Genomic DNA, 15,873 nt, shown 5'->3' with positions numbered 1-15,873 from the left:
CAGGCATACTAAGGCTCACGAATGATTCATCAGATAGTCAAGAAAAACTCCCTCAAACTCCCCCCGAAACATGTTATGCAAATCGTCGGCTTTATTTTTTTATTTGGCATTTTTATTGCTGTTGTTTCGGCGTTAATTCAGAAATATGTTAACCCCGCCGAGCACCCAGTTGTCCAACAGTTACTAAAACACGAGAGCACGGCTTTATTGTCGTATTTCGCCTATACGATGGTTGCTTCGGTTTTCGTGCCGATACCGACCCTGCCCGTTGACGTTGTTTTACTAAACATAATGGATCCCGTGAGCGTTATCGTCGTACGACTCGCCGGGGGCTTAGCTGGCTCAAGCATCAACTTTTACGTCGCACGAAACTTTGGCCGACCGTTATTGAAACGCTGGTTCTCACCGAGGAATTTCAATTTCATAGAAGAGCTAAGCGACAACCTGCGTTGGCAACATTTCTTCATAATCACCATGATCCCAATCATTAACACGGAGTTAATGGCCTACGCAGGAGGCATCTCGCACCTGCGTTTTCGTTGGGTCCTGGGGACGCTAGCCTTGGCGCTGTTCTACCGCGTCCTTTTTGTATTCTTCGTCATCCACGCCTAAGGTTGAGTTATGGCGCTAAGACTCGAAGAAGATGTCCTCCTAAAGAACTACTGTACTTTCAAGGTTGGCGGCCAAGCCAAGCATTTCGTTAAAGTCGAAACTGAAGCTGATTTGCGAGAAGCGCTGCAACTTGTCGCTAAAGAACACTGGCCCCTGTTTATTCTTGCCCACGGCAGTAACGTTATTTTTCCAGACGAGGGTTGGCCGGGGTTAGTAATTTTAATCGGCATAAAAGAACTCAAAATCGAAGGTCAGTCGCTAAGAGCCGGCGCCGCAAATATGATGAACGAATTGGTTGACGCGTCGATAAGCAATGGCTTAGCTGGCCTAGAATGGGCGGGCGGTTTGCCCGGTACTTTCGGCGGCGCCATCCGTGGCAATGCCGGGGCATTTCGCGGGGAGATGAAAGACGTTATCGCGAGCGTTAGAAGTATTGAGACTACCACGGGACGAGAAATCGAGCGCAAAAATGACGGGGCGATGTTTGGCTACCGCGACAGTATCTATAAACGTCACTCAGAGGTAATCGTTTCCGCTGCCGTTGAACTGAGGCAGGGCGATCAGGCTGAACTGCGCGCTACAGCTGACAAGTGGATCGCGTTTCGGCAAGACCGGCATCCGTTGGAGTTTCCAAATGTCGGTTCCATTTTTAAAAACACGCCAATCGGGCGAGTCCCCGAAAACTGGATGGCGCATTTTCATGATTTTATCAAAAACGACCCTTTTCCAATTATTCCCACCGGCAAAATTATCGATGACGCAGAACTGAAGGGTTTTAAGATCGGCCAGGCGCAAGTCTCCGAGAAGCATGCTAACTATATCGTCAACCTTGGTGGGGCAACGTCAAAAGATATCTTAGGACTGATTGATCACGTTAAACAGGTGGTGCGTGATAAGTTTCAGATTGAACTGGACGTTGAGCCGGAGGTAGTTTCTAGTAAAGAATAACTCTTAAAGCCCTGGATTTTTCCTCATAATCTGTTAGTGTAGTTTCCACGTCTCACAAGGCGTTCACGGAGGATCGAAAAAAGTGTTTGCAACTTTACTCGCTGTTCTTGCTATTGGCGGCCTCTCGGCTACTGATGCGCAGGACAAATTCATCGTCGTCGACCTGAAAGACCAGACTATGACCTGTTTCGAAGGACTCGAAGCAGTGATGCAGTTCTCGGTCTCGACTGCTCGTCCTGGGAAGAAGACGCCAACAGGCACCTTCTTTATCCACGACAAGCGAACCCGGGGCAAAGCCTTGCCCAAGTACGGCGGTGGAACGCTCTACTACCCACAACGGCTCGTCGGTCACATCCTGATACACGGCTACCACAGCGTTCCGGCATACCCAGCCTCAAACGGCTGCATCCGAATGCACATCGCGGACGCGAAGAAGCTGTATACATGGACTGACCCGGGCACCCGCGTCCAGATCGAGAAGGACGTACTGGACTGCCTGCTCTAGGCCCTCTCCAAACCCGACATCCCCTGGCGAATACGCCAGGGGATCGTTGTAGAATGGAAACATGCTTACAATTCCACACGCGGTAGTTGGCGCAGCGCTCGGGTCATTTGTCGTCGAATTGCCAGCTGCGCCCGCAATTGCGTTCGCTGCTGGCTGGGCTTCTCATTATGTCCTCGATAAAATACCGCATTGGGAAAATATCTTTGGTAAAGACATCCACGGCTACCCGAGCGGCGTTGAGCTAAAAGACGTCCCGCCAATAGGAATTGCCTCAGGCATTGTTGATGTTACCGCCGCAGCAGTAATAGTTTTCCTTGTCGTTCAAACGAGAGGAGAGCTCCCGATCTGGACGAGTCCCGTTTTTTGGGGCGCGCTCGGCGGGTTCTTCCCAGACTTAATAGACAATATCCCGCTTGTAAATAAGGTTACAAAATATGTTCCGGGTGTTTTGATTGAGCGCGGGTTTCATGAACGTAATCACATTAGCGAGGAAGCGCGACGTCAGGTTCCGACTTGGTGGGGCTTCGCTTCGCAGCTCCTAGTTATTATCGTCGGACTTTATGTATTATTGACTTGAGATGGCTATTCTTCTGAAGATCTTGATTCTGATTGGCGGCTTCGTCTTAGGAACGGTATTAGTGAAGTACAATTATCAGCTGACTCAACTCGTTGGCCATAGCTACCTTGCTGAAAAATACTTGGGCGAAGGTGGCACCTATACGATGTGGAAGCTACTCGGCGTGGTGCTAATAATCATAACCGTAATTTACGTCTTCTAACTGCTGACATCTTAAGCCGAAAAGAGTAATATTGGCCTCAGCCGACTCCCACCAATTGGGGGTCGAGTACCGCACCTTGGAGGCAAGCCTTGGTTACGATTTCGGATGAAGACAGACAGACTGATGCCGCATACGCTGAAGAGCTGTTTCGAGAAGACGCCATGCTCGTCCGTCGGATCAACGCTGGCGAGAGCCAGTCGTTACTCGACAAGGATCGCGATGCAATCGAGCGCAAGATCATGGCACTCGCCAACAAGTACCAAACTGGTCACCTCGGCGTCGAGCTCATCTCAGTCATCAAGCAAGAACCGCTCCCGGTTTTTGTCGAATGAACACGGCTTGCTCGGTAGTCTCAGCGCTACTGAGCAAGCTCAATCGGGCCGTTAGCTCACTTGGTAGAGCGCCGCCTTTGCATGGCGGAGGCATGGGGTTCGAATCCCCAACGGTCCACATCGAAAAGGTCGAGGCATTTTGCCTCGGCTTTTTCGATGTTCGATTACTCGGACTCGAACCCAGGGTCCGACTTTGAACGTTAGTGAGAAGACGAGTCCGCGTACGGACTCGCGGTCCCCAACGGTCCACACTTTATTATTCACGGGTAACTGATAGAATAGCCGCGGAGTCCATGGGATAGAGGGGTGCCGCAAGGCACTGCTTTGCTATGTGCCTCTGTATCCTTAACAGAACGGAAGTACGGAAAAATGAAAAGATTCTACCGAACTCCTGCGCTGACAGCGCAAGGAACTGAAACCCTCGTCGACCGTGCGCGCAGACAGCTTGGACTCAACATCAACAGCATTCACACGGAGTACTGCTATTACGTCAAGCTGAGCGCGCCGCTCTCGCCTCAACAAGAGGCACGCCTTGTCTGGCTTCTCGGTGAGACGTTCGAGCCCGATCAGTTTGGGCAGAAAACGTTTCTCGATGAGCGTGATGGGATTATCGAAGTTGGGCCTCGGCTGAACTTCGAAACGCCTTTTTCGTCGTCGGCCGTGGAGATTTGTCACAAGTGCGGATTGAATCAGGTGGTGCGGCTTGAACGCTCGCGCCGCTATCAACCGCTCATAGCCACCGGATATCGGCTAACCTCTCAGCAATGGGAGACTCTCGCTGGATCCCTCCACGATCGCATGACGGAGCAGCGCTATGAGGTGCCGCTCGACAGCCTGGAGCACGATATGCTTCCTGAACCAATGCGCGTCATCCCCCTTCTACAGGGTGGAATAGATGTACTGCGGTACGAGAACAAGCAGCTTGGGCTTGGGATGGACGACGACCAAGATTTGGCGCTCTGTTTGAACCTTTTCGTAGAGGTGCTAGAGCGCGATCCAACAAACGTGGAGCTTATGCAGATCGCGCAAGCGAACTCTGAGCACTGCCGTCACTGGTTCTTCAAGGGTCGGTTAGTGGTAGATGATGTGGAGCAGCCAGAGAGTCTGATGGAGATCGTTAGAACTCCATGGATACGCTCTCCGGGCAATTCGCTCATCGCCTTTCACGATGACAGTTCGGCTATCAAGGTTTCCTCGGGAGTATGGACCCTTGTGTCCACTCGTCCGGGGGAGCCGGTGGCTTTCGACACCACTCACCGCAACCTGCATCCAACGCTTACCGCTGAAACGCACAATATGCCGTCTGGCAAAGCTCCGTACCCCGGGGCAGCTACCGGAACAGGTGGTCGCATTCGTGACAACCTATCCGTTGGCAGGGCCGGAATAATGGGCGTAGCTGGTGCTGCATACTGCGTAGGCAATCTCCAAATCCCTGGCTTTGAACAGCCGTGGGAAATGGGGAGCTGGGCGCATCCGGATGAGTGGGCTTCACCGCTCGACATCCTCATTCGGGCAAGCGACGGTGCATCCGACTACGGAAACTGTTTCGGCGAACCCGTGATCTACGGGTTTACACGAACGGCGGGGTTGGAAGTTGGCGGAGAGTGGCGGAGCTGGACAAAGCCGGTGATGTACACCGTTGGTGCTGGTCAGATTGACGAGCGTCACGTCGAAAAGGGAATCCCCCAAAAGGGAATGTTCCTTGTGCAGCTCGGTGGCCCGGCGTATCGGATCGGTCTTGGTGGTGGAGCAGCAAGCTCCATGATCCAAGGCGAGAATCGTGCGGAGCTCGATTTTAACGCTGTTCAGCGCGGTAACCCCGAAATGGAGCAGCGAATGTGGCGGGTCGTACAGACCTGTAGCGAGCTTGGCGAAAAGAATCCGATCGTGTCAATTCACGACCTAGGTGCTGGCGGTGACTGCAATGCTCTCCCGGAGCTGGTAGTTCCGGCGGGTGCACGGATTGAGCTGCGGCACCTTCCAATAGGCGACACAAGCCTTTCGGTGGCAGAGATCTGGGCGAACGAGAGCCAAGAGCGTGAAGCGTTACTGGCTACAGAAGATGGTCTGACGGCCCTCCAAGTAATCTGTGAACGCGAAGGCGTTCCTATGGCGATTGTGGGGCAAGTGACCGGCGACGGTTTGTTGATCCTGCACGATGAGAGCGACGGCACCACGCCGGTAGCTCTGCCTTTGGACCTCGTCCTGGAGAAGCTCCCCCAGAAAACCTTCAACCTCACACGAGTCAAAGCCGTTCGTGAGCCACTTCGGCTCCCGGACAACCTGACTGTGGAAGAGGCGCTGGTGCGAGTGCTACTGCTCCCAGCAGTGGCCTCGAAGCGGTTCCTCACGACTAAAGTAGATCGGTGCGTGACGGGTTTAGTGGCTCAGCAGCAATGCATCGGGCCAATGCATGTCACGCTCGCCGACTGCGCCGTGATGGCGCAAAGTCATTTCGAAACCAGCGGTGTCGTTCTGAGCCTCGGGGAACAGCCCATGAAAGGGCTAATCTCTCCGGCGGCCATGGCGCGCCTAACGGTAGCGGAAGCCTTGCTAAACATGGTCGGCGTGCCGATCACGAAAATGCAGGACATTCGCTGTTCGGCGAACTGGATGTGGGCTCCCAAGCTCATAGGTGAAGGCGCGTGGCTTCTCGAAGCAGCGCAAGCCCTTCGCGACATCCTTGTCGAATGCGGAATGGCTATCGATGGCGGCAAGGACAGTCTGTCTATGGCCGCCAAGATGAAAGCCCAGGATGGCTCCGAGCACGTGGTTAAGGCGCCAGGCGAACTCGTAGTAGCAAACTACGCGCCGACGTCTGACGTCACGCGCAAAGTAAACGCCGCGGTTCCTGAAGGTTCAGAGCTCATCTACATTGACCTTGGTAAAGGAAAGAATCGCCTCGGCGGTTCGGCCCTCGCTCAAGTCTATGGTCAGGTGGGTGACGAATCGCCGGACGTAGATGACCTGGAGTTACTCAAGAAGACGTTCACCGTGGTTCAGACACTCGTTCGAAAAGGAGCGGTGAACTCGGTACACGACCGGAGTGATGGCGGACTGATCGTAACTTTGCTCGAGATGGCCTTCGCCGGTTGTACCGGCCTGGACATTTCGCTGCGGAGTGACGCAGACCCCCTGTCGCTACTCTTTAGTGAGGAGCCAGGCCTCATCCTCGGCTGCTCCAAGGAAAAAGTAGTGAGCGTAAGGAGGCGGTTGTGGACTGAGGACGTGCCTTTCCGAGAAATTGGCAAGGCGACGTCTGACCTTTCTGTTCAGATTCAGGTCAACAACGACACGGTGCTAACTAGCGAGATGCTGACCCTTAGGGGGCAGTGGGAACGAACGAGCACTGAGCTGGAGAAGCTACAAGCTGACCCGGCTCACGCGGAAGCTGAGCATAGGGTTCTGGCCACTCAAGTGGCTATACCGGCTTACCACCTAACCTTTGATCCTTGGAAGCAATTCCGGATTAAGGCAAGGACTGGCACCGAACCGCGAGTGGCTATTCTACGCGAGCAGGGAAGTAACAGCGATCGTGAAATGGCCGCGGCCTTCTTCAAAGGCGGTTTCACCCCCTTCGACGTGACGATGAACGATCTGCTTGCAGGTCGCATTTCGCTTCGAGATTTCCGGGGTGTGGCGTTCGTCGGGGGATTCTCCTTCGGCGACGTTCTTGACGCCGGAAAGGGATGGGCTGGAGTGATTCGCTTTAACTCCCGGCTTGCCGAGGAGTTTCAGAGGTTCTATGAGCAGCCAGACACTTTCTCGCTAGGAGTATGTAACGGCTGCCAGTTGATGGCACTTTTGGGCTGGGTCCCTGGTCCAAGCTTCGGTCTCACCGAAGACGCACAGCCGAGGTTCATCCACAACGCTTCGGCGGGTGCGAGTAGGCAGTTCGAGAGTCGGTTCTCGACGGTGAAGATCCTGCCCAGTCCGGCCATTATGTTGAAAGACATGGAGGGTTCCAGGCTAGGAATCTGGGTTGCCCATGGAGAGGGACGATTACACGTTCCTCAAGAGGAAACGCTCCAGCGAATCCTCGATGAGAATCTGGCACCCGTCAGGTTCTCCTACCCTCAAGGGGGCATCGCGGATGGTTCGGTGGAAAGTTACCCATTCAACCCGAATGGAAGCCCTGCCGGTATCGCCGCGCTATGCTCACCAAATGGTCGCCACTTGGCGATCATGCCGCACCCTGAGCGGACGTTGGAATGGTGGAATTGGCCCTGGTTGCCTTCCGACCTCGTGTCTAGGGAAGGCCCTTGGCTTGAGTTATTCCAAAACGCCCGTAACTGGTGCGACAACAACTGAATATGCGCCCTGGTCCTCTCTGGACCAGGGCGTTCTGTTTACGTGCGTTGCTCAATCTTTCTTGCATATTGCTCGCTAATATAGCAGAGTGGCGCGACCTCGGAAGGTCGCGCCACTGGTCTCCCTCGCCTAGTAGACGAAGGAGAATGACGAAAAGGGGATGGTGTGTCGTCCCGCGAAAGCCGTTCCAGGCTTGACGAGCTCAAAATCGGCGGGGTTGTTTTCGGTGGGGCTTCTATAGAGGCCGATTGTTCGCTGTCCTTCCGCCCGATCGGCCAAGGCGTTTGCGATTGCTAGGCAGTGCTGGCGTGGCGCGTTGTCGATCGGCTGATCGGTCGTAGCCTGGATGAAGATAGTCTGGTCACCGTAGAGGCTACAGAAAGCTTTCGTGACCTCGAATGCATGACGGCATTCTTCGACGCTCATCGACGAATCGATGTCGCTGACGCAGAGAAACGTCACCGGAAATCGCCCAAGACCCAAGTCGTCTTTGACGACGCCGCTCAAAACTCTGACGTTCATTCATCCCCCCTGTGTTGAACTGAGAAGTGCATTGTTTCCTCCCGACTAGGCCAAGCCCAGCCACCTCTTTGGCAGAGATTTGTATTGTAATTTTTTGGCACTCCGTAGTCAACGAGCGAACAAGTTCCGAATTGTTGAGTTGATGTGTATGCTTATGGGGCCCTTTTGGGACACTGACGGAGGAATGAAAAGATAGTGTCACGAAGTTGTCAAGCAAGCATTCGCGCTAAGAAGCAGAAGCGAGACGAGCGCAACGGGGGAAAGCCCAAGAAACTGGGCAGACGACGCAACCGCCGCCATCAATAGCGGCCCGACCGATCGGCTCCCACCTCTTTAGGTCGGAGCCGTTCAACTACCTAAAGAAAAACCAGTAGATCGCGCCGACAATCACTAAAAACAAAGCGAATTTCAGTAGCTTCTTTAGGATCGCCACTACTAAGAGCAGTACCAGCGCGCCGATGATTATTGTTGAATTCAATTCCATTTCTTTGCATTCATTGTACACCCGAGTTTAATGGCCTCATGGAGAATAAATTTCTGCACGAAGTCGCCATAACAGCCATTATTATTCGTGATGATAGATATCTGATCCTCCGACGCTCAAAAAATAAGAAACGTTTTCCAGGAATGTGGACGGTGCCCGGTGGACGGCTCGAAGCTAAAGATTACCTCGCACTACCCAGAGATACGGAGGCTTATTGGTACAACGTCTTGGAGCGCACGTTAGCCCGCGAGGTCAAAGAGGAGGTTGGTATCGAAATCAGTGAAGTAGAGTACCTGACTAGTTTAGCGCGCGTTCATGAGGACGGTTCGCCGTCAATCGTCCTAAGCTGCGTGGCTACTTACGTTTCCGGAGAAATCGAGTTACAAAAAAGAAGAGTCTGACGAGTTCGCCTGGGTAACGATCGAAGAGGCGAAGAAGTATGATTTGATTGACGGTATTTTTCAGGAATTAGTCCAAGTTGAACGTCGCAGAATGGGCGAAAAAGCCCTTTGGGAAAACAAGAAAACCTGGCCGTAACTATTTCTGGCAATTTGGGCAGAAATGCGCGGAACGGCCGTTGACAACTATGCGTTCGATTTTTGTGCTACAAACTTTGCAAGGCTGCCCGTGCCGGTGGTAGACGTTAGCGTGCTGCAAAAAGTCGCCGATAGACCCGTCGAGCTTTCGGTAATCTTTTAGCGTGGTGCCGCCGTGCTCAATCGCTAACTCGAGCACTGGTTTAATATGATCGTAAATAGCTCGTAACTCTGGCTCGGACAGGTCTTTTACCGGTCGGGTCGGGAGGATTTTCGCTTTAAAAAGTATCTCGTCAGAATAGATATTGCCGATGCCGGAAATAAACGACTGGTCCATGAGCATGGTTTTTATCTTCATTCTCGGCCTCAACTTCAATTTTTCTGTGAAAAATTGAAAGCTAAATTCGGGCCAATCAACTTCCGGGCCATATTTTGCGACCTCTTGTTTTAAGGTGTCGTCGTCTAATACCTTGATCCAGCCGAATTTCCGCAGGTCGTTAAAGTAGAGGTGACCCTTATCGAGCGTGAAGATAATATAGGTGTGTTTATGCGGCGGTTTCTGTAAATATTCTGCATCTGGGTGGCCCCCGCCGGCAATTTGTTTGTGATCATCAGAATCGTAAAGCATCTGGCCCGTCATTTTTAGATGAAAAAGTAGGAATTTACCGTTAGAAAGGCGCCAAATAAGCGTCTTAGCCCGCCGCTCGATCTCGTTGATTTTCGCACCGATTACATCGTGACGTTTGCCGCGAAAAATCTTGTAGTCACGAACTTCGATATCTTTGATAGTTTGGCCTTTAATCGCCTTGTCTAGACTGCGTTTAACTGTTTCGACTTCTGGTAGTTCCGGCATGAGCAGATTGTGGCAAAAACGGGGGGAAAGAAAAAGGGGCGGTCACGCAGTGTGCGTGCCGCCCCCTTGAACGGGTCCCTTTTCAGTAGTCGTAGTCGACCATGGTGAGCTCGAGCAGCCAGATGGTGTTCTGCTGATTGCTCCAGTTTGCGTTGACCGTGCCCCTGGCCGTTCCGTTGTACCTCTCGACACGCCCGAAGACGTGGACCGAGAGCGATGGGAACGTAATCCGGAGATCAAGGTCGCCCTGTGCGTTGGTCGTTCCGACAACCTGACCGTACTGGCTCAGGAAGTCGCAGTAGGCAGAGCCTTCGACCCGCTGGTTGTCGCGGATGTTGAAGGAAATGGTTCCGGTGTCGGCGTCGCCGTTTGACCAGCTCCCTTCCCACGAACTCCGCTGGGCTTTGGTGGTGTTGCCACCGCATCCGGTAAGGAGCAGGGCCGAGAGAACAACAAGCGTCCAGATTTTTTTCATGGTGTGCACCCCAAATTGGGTAGGCGAATTCTACCATTTATATGGTTTGGAGTCAATGGTTTTGAGGGGTATTTTCTATATAAAAAGCGGGCGGCCCAATTTGGGCCGCCCTGCTCGGGTGCGGACGGGGTAGCTACTCCTGCCAGAACATGACTCTGGAGTTGGCCCAGACCTGGCCGTAGGGGCTGTCGTTTTTGCGTTGCGTCACCGTGACGGTGCCGAGCACGTATTGCGACGGTCCACCACCGCGCGTCTGCGATTCGACGACCCAGCGCAGGCCTTGGCCGCTGGCGGTGAACTCGAGGCCCTCCATCTTGGTGGAAAGGTCGAATTTGCCGCTAGGCGTGAGAGTCCCGGTGATCGGTCCTTGGTGAGAGCCCTGCTCGTCTTGGAACGTCGCCGTTCCTGCAAGCGTGCCGTCGTCGCTGATGGTGAAAGGGTAAAGCTGCAGCGACGGACCGCCACCGCGACCACCGGCTTCAAAGACGATGTCGCCGCTGAAGCGGCCGGAGAACTGGTTAGAGGTCGCCGCGACGCCTTCGCCGGCACAACCAGCGAGCATAAGGACGAGGGCCAAAAAGGCCATGACGAGTGTAAGCTTCGTTGATTTCATGTTCGATTTCCCCACGTTTCGGAATGATCCTGACGTGTCGAGGAAGCTTACCATTTATATGGTTCGAAGTCAACACTACTAGCCTAGATAATTTCTTGGCCCTAAAGGGTAATTATTAGCTCCCAAGGCTATTTGGGATTTCGGCAAAAGACAGTATAAATGAGGGAATGGAAGTTGAAATTTGTCGGATTGATCCAGAGGCACACCTACCCGAGTATAAAACCGCCGGCGCTGCTTGTTTTGACCTCGAAACAATCGAGGAGAAAACTTTAGCCCCAGGAGAGATTGCCAATCTAAGGACTGGTCTGGTTATGCGCGTTCCGTCGGGCTACGTTCTGATCTTACAGCCACGCTCCAGCTCACCGCGTCATGGCTATCATATGCCGCACGGCGTGGGCATTGTTGACTCTGACTACTCGGGTCCGGATGATGAGCTATTTCTTCAGGTCAGGAACTTTACCGACACGCCAATTTCGATTGAAAAGCATCAAAGAATGGCTCAAGGCTATATTGCGCCGTTACCGAAGATTGAATGGAAGGAAATCTCGCGCGACGCGCTCGGCCAAAAATCGCGGGGCGGTTTCGGCTCGACCGGAAAGAAGTAACGGCTTGGGTTGGTGATTAAGGTGTTGACACTCCATATTAAGCTGTGGTAAAACCGAAAAGTACATGGTGAAAAAACTACAAGGAGGCCAAGGCTAGATAAGCGGATATTTTTTCCGACTGCGCCCGAGCCGCCATAAGCGGTTTTTTTCGACCCTGCGTTTTACATTTAACAAATTGGTTCCAAGCCAAAGTTGAAGGTATTTCTTCAACTTTGAAACAGGTAACGTTGCCAGGAAGCACCTAAGTGCAGATAGGCAACGCGGTTCTATTCGTAGAACCAAAAAGTGTAAATTCACGAAAGAGCACATAGAGGATGCCTTGAGAGATTTAGCTGATGAAGGACGTGGTAGCCTGCGATAAGCGTCGGGGAGCTGGCAACAAGCTATGAACCGACGATTTCCGAATGGGGAAACCCGCGTGAGTAAACCTCACGCACCCTGTACTTAAGTACAGTGGAAGGCACCCGGGGAACTGAAACATCTAAGTACCCGGAGGAAAAGAAAGCAGTAGCGATTCCCCCAGTAGCGGCGAGCGAAAAGGGAACAGCCTAAACTCGTTCGCTGAATCTTGGGCGTAAGTAGGAAACAGGCGGCCCCTTAAAATATGTGGGTTGAGCCTTAGAAAATTTGTTTCTGCTTGCGTCCGGGATTCAGTGAGCGAGGGTTATAGGGAAATAACTCACTTTTAATAGTGAGGTGCGTGAAGAGATTATAAGAAGGATCTTGGAAAAGACCACCACAGAGGGTGATAGTCCCGTATTTTAAAATTTCTTCAAGTACCGCGTTATTTTTCCTGAGTACGACTGGACACGAGCAATCCAGTCGGAAGGTCGGGTGATCGTGCCCGAAGGCTAAATACTAAATCTCATCGATAGCGAACAAGTACCGTGAGGGAAAGGTGAAAAGTACCCAGAGTATGGGAGTGAAATAGTTCCTGAAACTATGTGCTTACAAGGAGTCGGAGCATCGCAAGATGTGACGGCGTGCCTTTTGAAGAATGAGCCAGCGAGTTACATCTTTGTCCCAAGTGTAAGGGCCTTTGGTCCGGACGCGAAGCGAAAGCGAGTCTTAATAGGGCGATTTAGGGGCAGGGAGTAGACCCGAAACCGGGTGATCTAGCCATGAGCAGGGTGAACCCTCGAGAAATCGAGTGGGGAGGCCCGAACCCACCATAGTGGCAAATATGGGGGATGACTTGTGGTTAGCGGTAAAATTCCAATCGAACCCGGAGATAGCTGGTTCTCCTCGAAATATATTTAGGTATAGCCTGATACTACATGGTGTGGGGTAGAGCACTGAAAGGTGTTTGGGGACGCAAGTTCTCACCACCTATCAAACTCCGAATACGCACCGTTCGGGTATCAGAGTCAGACTGTGCGGGCTAAGCTGCATGGTCAAAAGGGAAAGAGCCCAGACCTACAACTAAGGTCCCTAAATCCGAGCTCAGTGGAAAACGAAGTGGAAAGGCGTAGACAACCAGGATGTTGGCTTAGAAGCAGCCATCATTTAAAGAAAGCGTAATAGCTCACTGGTCGATTCTACGTTCCAGGCAATGTTGGTCCTAACGGACCGGCGGCGTCGGGAACCTCTAGGCCTTTTTGCGCGGAAAATTCAACGGGGCTAAGCTCGGTACCGAAGTTTAGGATTGTGCCGCAAGGCACAATGGTAGAGGAGCGTTCGTAGTTGGGTGAAGCGGGAGCGTGAGCAACCGTGGACGGCTACGAAGTGAGAATGCTGGCATGAGTAACGAAAGGGAAGTGAGAACCTTCCCCGCCGCAAACCCGAGGTTTCCACAGCAACGACGATCGTCTGTGGGTTAGTCGGTCCTAAGGGGTAAGACCTCGATGGACACACGGTTAATATTCCGTGACTACCTTATAACTACCTTGGCGCGACACGGACTGTAGGTTGAAAGAGCTGTTGGTTATGCTCCGTAGGCTGAACGTCTGGCAAGAAAAGCGTCAAGATCACTATGTAAGGTATCCGTACCGCAAACCGACACAGGTGGGTGAGTCGAGTAGACTCAGGTGGTCGAGTGAACCCTCTTTAAGGAACTCGGCAAAAAAGCAGGCGTAACTTAGGGATATGCCTCGCCATCAGCAATGGTGGCTGCAACAAATGACTTTCAAGCGACTGTTTAACAAAAACTTAGGTCTCTGCTAACCCTCATGGGGATGTATAGGGGCTGATGCCTGCCCAGTGCTCGTAGGTTACGAGGAGAGTTGATCCGGTGGATTTATCCATTGATGAGGCTTGAATCTAAGCCCGAGTGAACGGCAGCGGTAACTATAACCGTTCTATGGTAGCGAAATTCCTTGTCGGGTAAGTTCCGACCCGCACGAATGGCATAACGACTTGAAAACTGTCTCAAAGAGGGACTCGGTGAAATTACACTACCGGTGAAGATGCCGGTTACCTGCAGCAAGACGGAAAGACCCCGTGGAGCTTTACTACAGCTTGGCATTGATTCAGAACTTGTGTTGTGTAGCGTAGGTGGGAGATCTTCGGATCGACAATGAAACACCACCCTTTGCTTGTTTTGAGTCTTACTGGATGAAAAATCTAAGACAGTGTCAGGTGGGTAGTTTGACTGGGGCGGTCGCCTCCTAAAGAGTAACGGAGGCGTGCAAAGGTTCGCTAGGTACGGATGGAAATCGTACCGATAGGGCAAACCCATAAGCGAGCTTAACTGCAAGGCCTACAAGCCGAGCAGGTGCGAAAGCAGGCGTTAGTGATCCAGCCGGTTTCAGAACGAGACGGCCGGCGCTCAACGGATAAAAGCTACCCCGGGGATAACAGGCTGATTGCGCCCAATCGTCCACAGAGACGGCGCAGTTTGGCACCTTGAAACATTGGGGTGCTACAAGAGTAATCTTGTACCAACAAAAATGTGGCTAAAAGTCTCATTGCGACTCTACTTTTGTAGAGTGGGGATGAGGCTTACAATGCCGTTACACGGCATTGTATAACGGTGAAGCCCGACTCATTGCGAGTGGTAAATGAATGCAGTGAAGGGTAATACCGTGGGAAGTCGTCCGCCAGGATGGCGGATTGACCCTGTATCGACTGAGTCGAAAGACGAGATTGTGGTTTTTAAACGAACCATAATAATACGCCACGTCCTATGTTAAACAAATGAATATGGCAGATTCTGCCTAAGTTCTAAATGCAAGAACAAGATATGTCGCTACCTTTGGTAGCTCGTATCTTTTTCCTCTGCAGGCATAGGAAAAAGATATAGTCAGTACCATGCGTAATCATGGAGTATTACACGATGTCGGCTCATCCTATCCTGGGGCTGAAGAAGGTCCCAAGGGTTTGGCTGTTCGCCAATTAAAAGGGTACGCGAGCTGGGTTCAGAACGTCGCGAGACAGTTCGGTCCTAATCTGCTGTAGGCGTGGAAGATTGAGAGGAGCGGCTCCTAGTATGAGAAGACCGGAGCGGACGAACCTCTGGTGTATCGGCTGTCCTGCCAAGGGCAATGTCGAGTAGCTACGTTCGGAACTGATAACCGCTGAAAGCATCTAAGCGGGAAGCAGGCCTCAAGATTAATCTTCGTTGACACCCCGGGTAGACTACCCGGTTGATAGGCGCTAGGTGTAAGTGCGGTAACGCATTGAGCCAAGGCGTACTAATAGGTGAATTGAATTTACACTCAACCTGGTTTTGAGGTGAGAAATATCTTCAACTTTGGTTTGGAAAACGTTCGGAACATTATGTTCGGACACGCTATCTGCGAATCCAGCGATTCGCAGCGCTCCCGCTCGGCTTGCGGCTGACTTCGTCAGACCATGCCCGCTGCGCCTGCGCGACGGTCCTCACATAAGTTCCTCACTTAAGAGTGGGGAGTTTCGGACAAGAATTTGTGTGTTGTGTGTTGGTGCTTAAAGCGAGATGGGTACACCTCTTCCCATTCCGAACAGAGTAGTTAAGCGTCTCAGCATCGATGATACTTGCGGCTAACAGCCGTCGGGAAAGTAGACCAGCGCCAACACAGAGCACACAAGCTCTACATTATCCAAAAGAAGAACCGCAAGATTATTGCGGTTTTTCTTTTGGCCATAAAAGCCTTACAATCGTCGTATATGAACAAGAGAACTCGAGTTATAAGTGCCACCGCGCTAGCTGTTGTTGGGGTGGCGATATTAGCCGGCGGATTTAACCCATCACTCAACGCTGCTGGAATTGCCGAATCTAGCTTTGACCTAACTAAATACCTCGTTTGGGGTGGCGCTGGCGCGCTCGGTGTTAGCGCTTTGCTGTTCATCTCAGCCTCGGCAGAGTAACCTTCGTTAGG

At 52.2% G+C, this 15,873-nt stretch carries 14 protein-coding genes, 1 tRNA gene and 2 rRNA genes; 13 read left to right on the top strand and 4 right to left on the bottom strand.

The window, feature by feature from the left end:
* The first annotated feature begins 21 nt into the window (after positions 1-21).
* From HY845_03070 to purL, 8 genes are all read left to right on the top strand, one after another.
* The gene (locus HY845_03070; protein ID QQG51515.1) at positions 22-612 is read left to right on the top strand and encodes a VTT domain-containing protein; all 591 of its coding nucleotides are present in this window, start codon (positions 22-24) and stop codon (positions 610-612) included.
* A 9-nt stretch (positions 613-621) separates the two neighbouring features.
* Positions 622-1,560: a UDP-N-acetylmuramate dehydrogenase gene (gene murB, locus HY845_03065; protein ID QQG51514.1), complete on the top strand. Its 939-nt coding sequence runs from the start codon at positions 622-624 to the stop codon at positions 1,558-1,560.
* An 82-nt stretch (positions 1,561-1,642) separates the two neighbouring features.
* Positions 1,643-2,065 carry a L,D-transpeptidase gene (locus HY845_03060; protein QQG51513.1) on the top strand — a complete coding sequence of 141 codons (423 nt, stop codon included), beginning with the start codon at positions 1,643-1,645 and terminating at the stop codon, positions 2,063-2,065.
* A gap of 61 nt (positions 2,066-2,126) precedes the next feature.
* On the top strand, positions 2,127-2,642 hold the full coding sequence (locus HY845_03055; protein QQG51512.1) for a hypothetical protein: 516 nt from the start codon (positions 2,127-2,129) through the stop codon (positions 2,640-2,642).
* A 1-nt stretch (position 2,643) separates the two neighbouring features.
* A complete protein-coding gene (locus HY845_03050; protein QQG51511.1) occupies positions 2,644-2,844 on the top strand; it encodes a hypothetical protein in 201 nt (66 codons plus the stop codon).
* Positions 2,845-2,933: 89 nt separating this feature from the next.
* Positions 2,934-3,176, top strand: a complete 243-nt coding sequence (locus HY845_03045) for a hypothetical protein (GenBank protein ID QQG51510.1) — start codon at positions 2,934-2,936, stop codon at positions 3,174-3,176.
* Between the two features lie 45 nt (positions 3,177-3,221).
* Positions 3,222-3,294: transfer RNA gene (locus tag HY845_03040), tRNA-Ala, on the top strand.
* A gap of 251 nt (positions 3,295-3,545) precedes the next feature.
* Positions 3,546-7,487, top strand: a complete 3,942-nt coding sequence (gene purL, locus HY845_03035; protein QQG51509.1) for a phosphoribosylformylglycinamidine synthase — start codon at positions 3,546-3,548, stop codon at positions 7,485-7,487.
* Positions 7,488-7,616: 129 nt separating this feature from the next.
* On the opposite strand, the gene HY845_03030 is transcribed toward purL, so the two are convergent.
* Positions 7,617-8,009, bottom strand: a complete 393-nt coding sequence (locus HY845_03030; GenBank protein ID QQG51508.1) for a hypothetical protein — start codon at positions 8,007-8,009, stop codon at positions 7,617-7,619.
* 522 nt (positions 8,010-8,531) lie between these two features.
* Between HY845_03030 and HY845_03025 the strand changes: the two genes are divergently transcribed.
* Positions 8,532-8,894, top strand: a complete 363-nt coding sequence (locus HY845_03025; protein QQG51507.1) for an NUDIX domain-containing protein — start codon at positions 8,532-8,534, stop codon at positions 8,892-8,894.
* 136 nt (positions 8,895-9,030) lie between these two features.
* On the opposite strand, the gene mutM is transcribed toward HY845_03025, so the two are convergent.
* The 3 genes from mutM to HY845_03010 form a co-directional block, all read right to left on the bottom strand.
* Positions 9,031-9,882: a bifunctional DNA-formamidopyrimidine glycosylase/DNA-(apurinic or apyrimidinic site) lyase gene (gene mutM / locus HY845_03020; GenBank protein QQG51506.1), complete on the bottom strand. Its 852-nt coding sequence runs from the start codon at positions 9,880-9,882 to the stop codon at positions 9,031-9,033.
* Between the two features lie 82 nt (positions 9,883-9,964).
* On the bottom strand, positions 9,965-10,357 hold the full coding sequence (locus HY845_03015) for a hypothetical protein (protein QQG51505.1): 393 nt from the start codon (positions 10,355-10,357) through the stop codon (positions 9,965-9,967).
* Between the two features lie 133 nt (positions 10,358-10,490).
* Positions 10,491-10,970 carry a hypothetical protein gene (locus HY845_03010; GenBank protein ID QQG51504.1) on the bottom strand — a complete coding sequence of 160 codons (480 nt, stop codon included), beginning with the start codon at positions 10,968-10,970 and terminating at the stop codon, positions 10,491-10,493.
* A 167-nt stretch (positions 10,971-11,137) separates the two neighbouring features.
* On the opposite strand from HY845_03010, the gene HY845_03005 reads away from it, so the two are divergent.
* From HY845_03005 to HY845_02990, 4 genes are all read left to right on the top strand, one after another.
* Positions 11,138-11,575, top strand: a complete 438-nt coding sequence (locus HY845_03005) for a dUTP diphosphatase (protein ID QQG51503.1) — start codon at positions 11,138-11,140, stop codon at positions 11,573-11,575.
* A 286-nt stretch (positions 11,576-11,861) separates the two neighbouring features.
* Positions 11,862-15,232: ribosomal RNA gene (locus HY845_03000) — 23S ribosomal RNA — on the top strand.
* A 220-nt stretch (positions 15,233-15,452) separates the two neighbouring features.
* Positions 15,453-15,570, top strand: a 5S ribosomal RNA gene (rrf, locus tag HY845_02995).
* A 91-nt stretch (positions 15,571-15,661) separates the two neighbouring features.
* Positions 15,662-15,862 (top strand): hypothetical protein, encoded by a 201-nt coding sequence (locus HY845_02990; protein ID QQG51502.1) that lies wholly within the window; start codon positions 15,662-15,664, stop codon positions 15,860-15,862.
* Positions 15,863-15,873: the final 11 nt, after the last annotated feature.

The sequence above is a fragment of the Candidatus Berkelbacteria bacterium genome (assembly GCA_016432625.1).
In the GTDB taxonomy this organism is placed as follows: Bacteria; Patescibacteriota; UBA1384; order 2-12-FULL-50-11; family 2-12-FULL-50-11.
Note: the sequence above shows the minus strand (reverse complement) of the source record. Positions and strands in the feature narration are given on the sequence as shown.

Bases quoted from the DNA above. Each gene is read 5' to 3' on its own strand.
- HY845_03070 (QQG51515.1), top strand. From the start codon at position 22: ATGATTCATCAGATAGTCAAGAAAAACTCCCTCAAACTCCCCCCGAAA.
- murB (QQG51514.1), top strand. From the start codon at position 622: ATGGCGCTAAGACTCGAAGAAGATGTCCTCCTAAAGAACTACTGTACT.
- HY845_03055 (QQG51512.1), top strand. From the start codon at position 2,127: ATGCTTACAATTCCACACGCGGTAGTTGGCGCAGCGCTCGGGTCATTT.
- HY845_03050 (QQG51511.1), top strand. From the start codon at position 2,644: ATGGCTATTCTTCTGAAGATCTTGATTCTGATTGGCGGCTTCGTCTTA.
- purL (QQG51509.1), top strand. From the start codon at position 3,546: ATGAAAAGATTCTACCGAACTCCTGCGCTGACAGCGCAAGGAACTGAA.
- HY845_03030 (QQG51508.1), bottom strand. From the start codon at position 8,009: ATGAACGTCAGAGTTTTGAGCGGCGTCGTCAAAGACGACTTGGGTCTT.
- HY845_03025 (QQG51507.1), top strand. From the start codon at position 8,532: ATGGAGAATAAATTTCTGCACGAAGTCGCCATAACAGCCATTATTATT.
- mutM (QQG51506.1), bottom strand. From the start codon at position 9,882: ATGCCGGAACTACCAGAAGTCGAAACAGTTAAACGCAGTCTAGACAAG.
- HY845_03015 (QQG51505.1), bottom strand. From the start codon at position 10,357: ATGAAAAAAATCTGGACGCTTGTTGTTCTCTCGGCCCTGCTCCTTACC.
- HY845_03010 (QQG51504.1), bottom strand. From the start codon at position 10,970: ATGAAATCAACGAAGCTTACACTCGTCATGGCCTTTTTGGCCCTCGTC.
- HY845_03005 (QQG51503.1), top strand. From the start codon at position 11,138: ATGGAAGTTGAAATTTGTCGGATTGATCCAGAGGCACACCTACCCGAG.
- HY845_02990 (QQG51502.1), top strand. From the start codon at position 15,662: ATGAACAAGAGAACTCGAGTTATAAGTGCCACCGCGCTAGCTGTTGTT.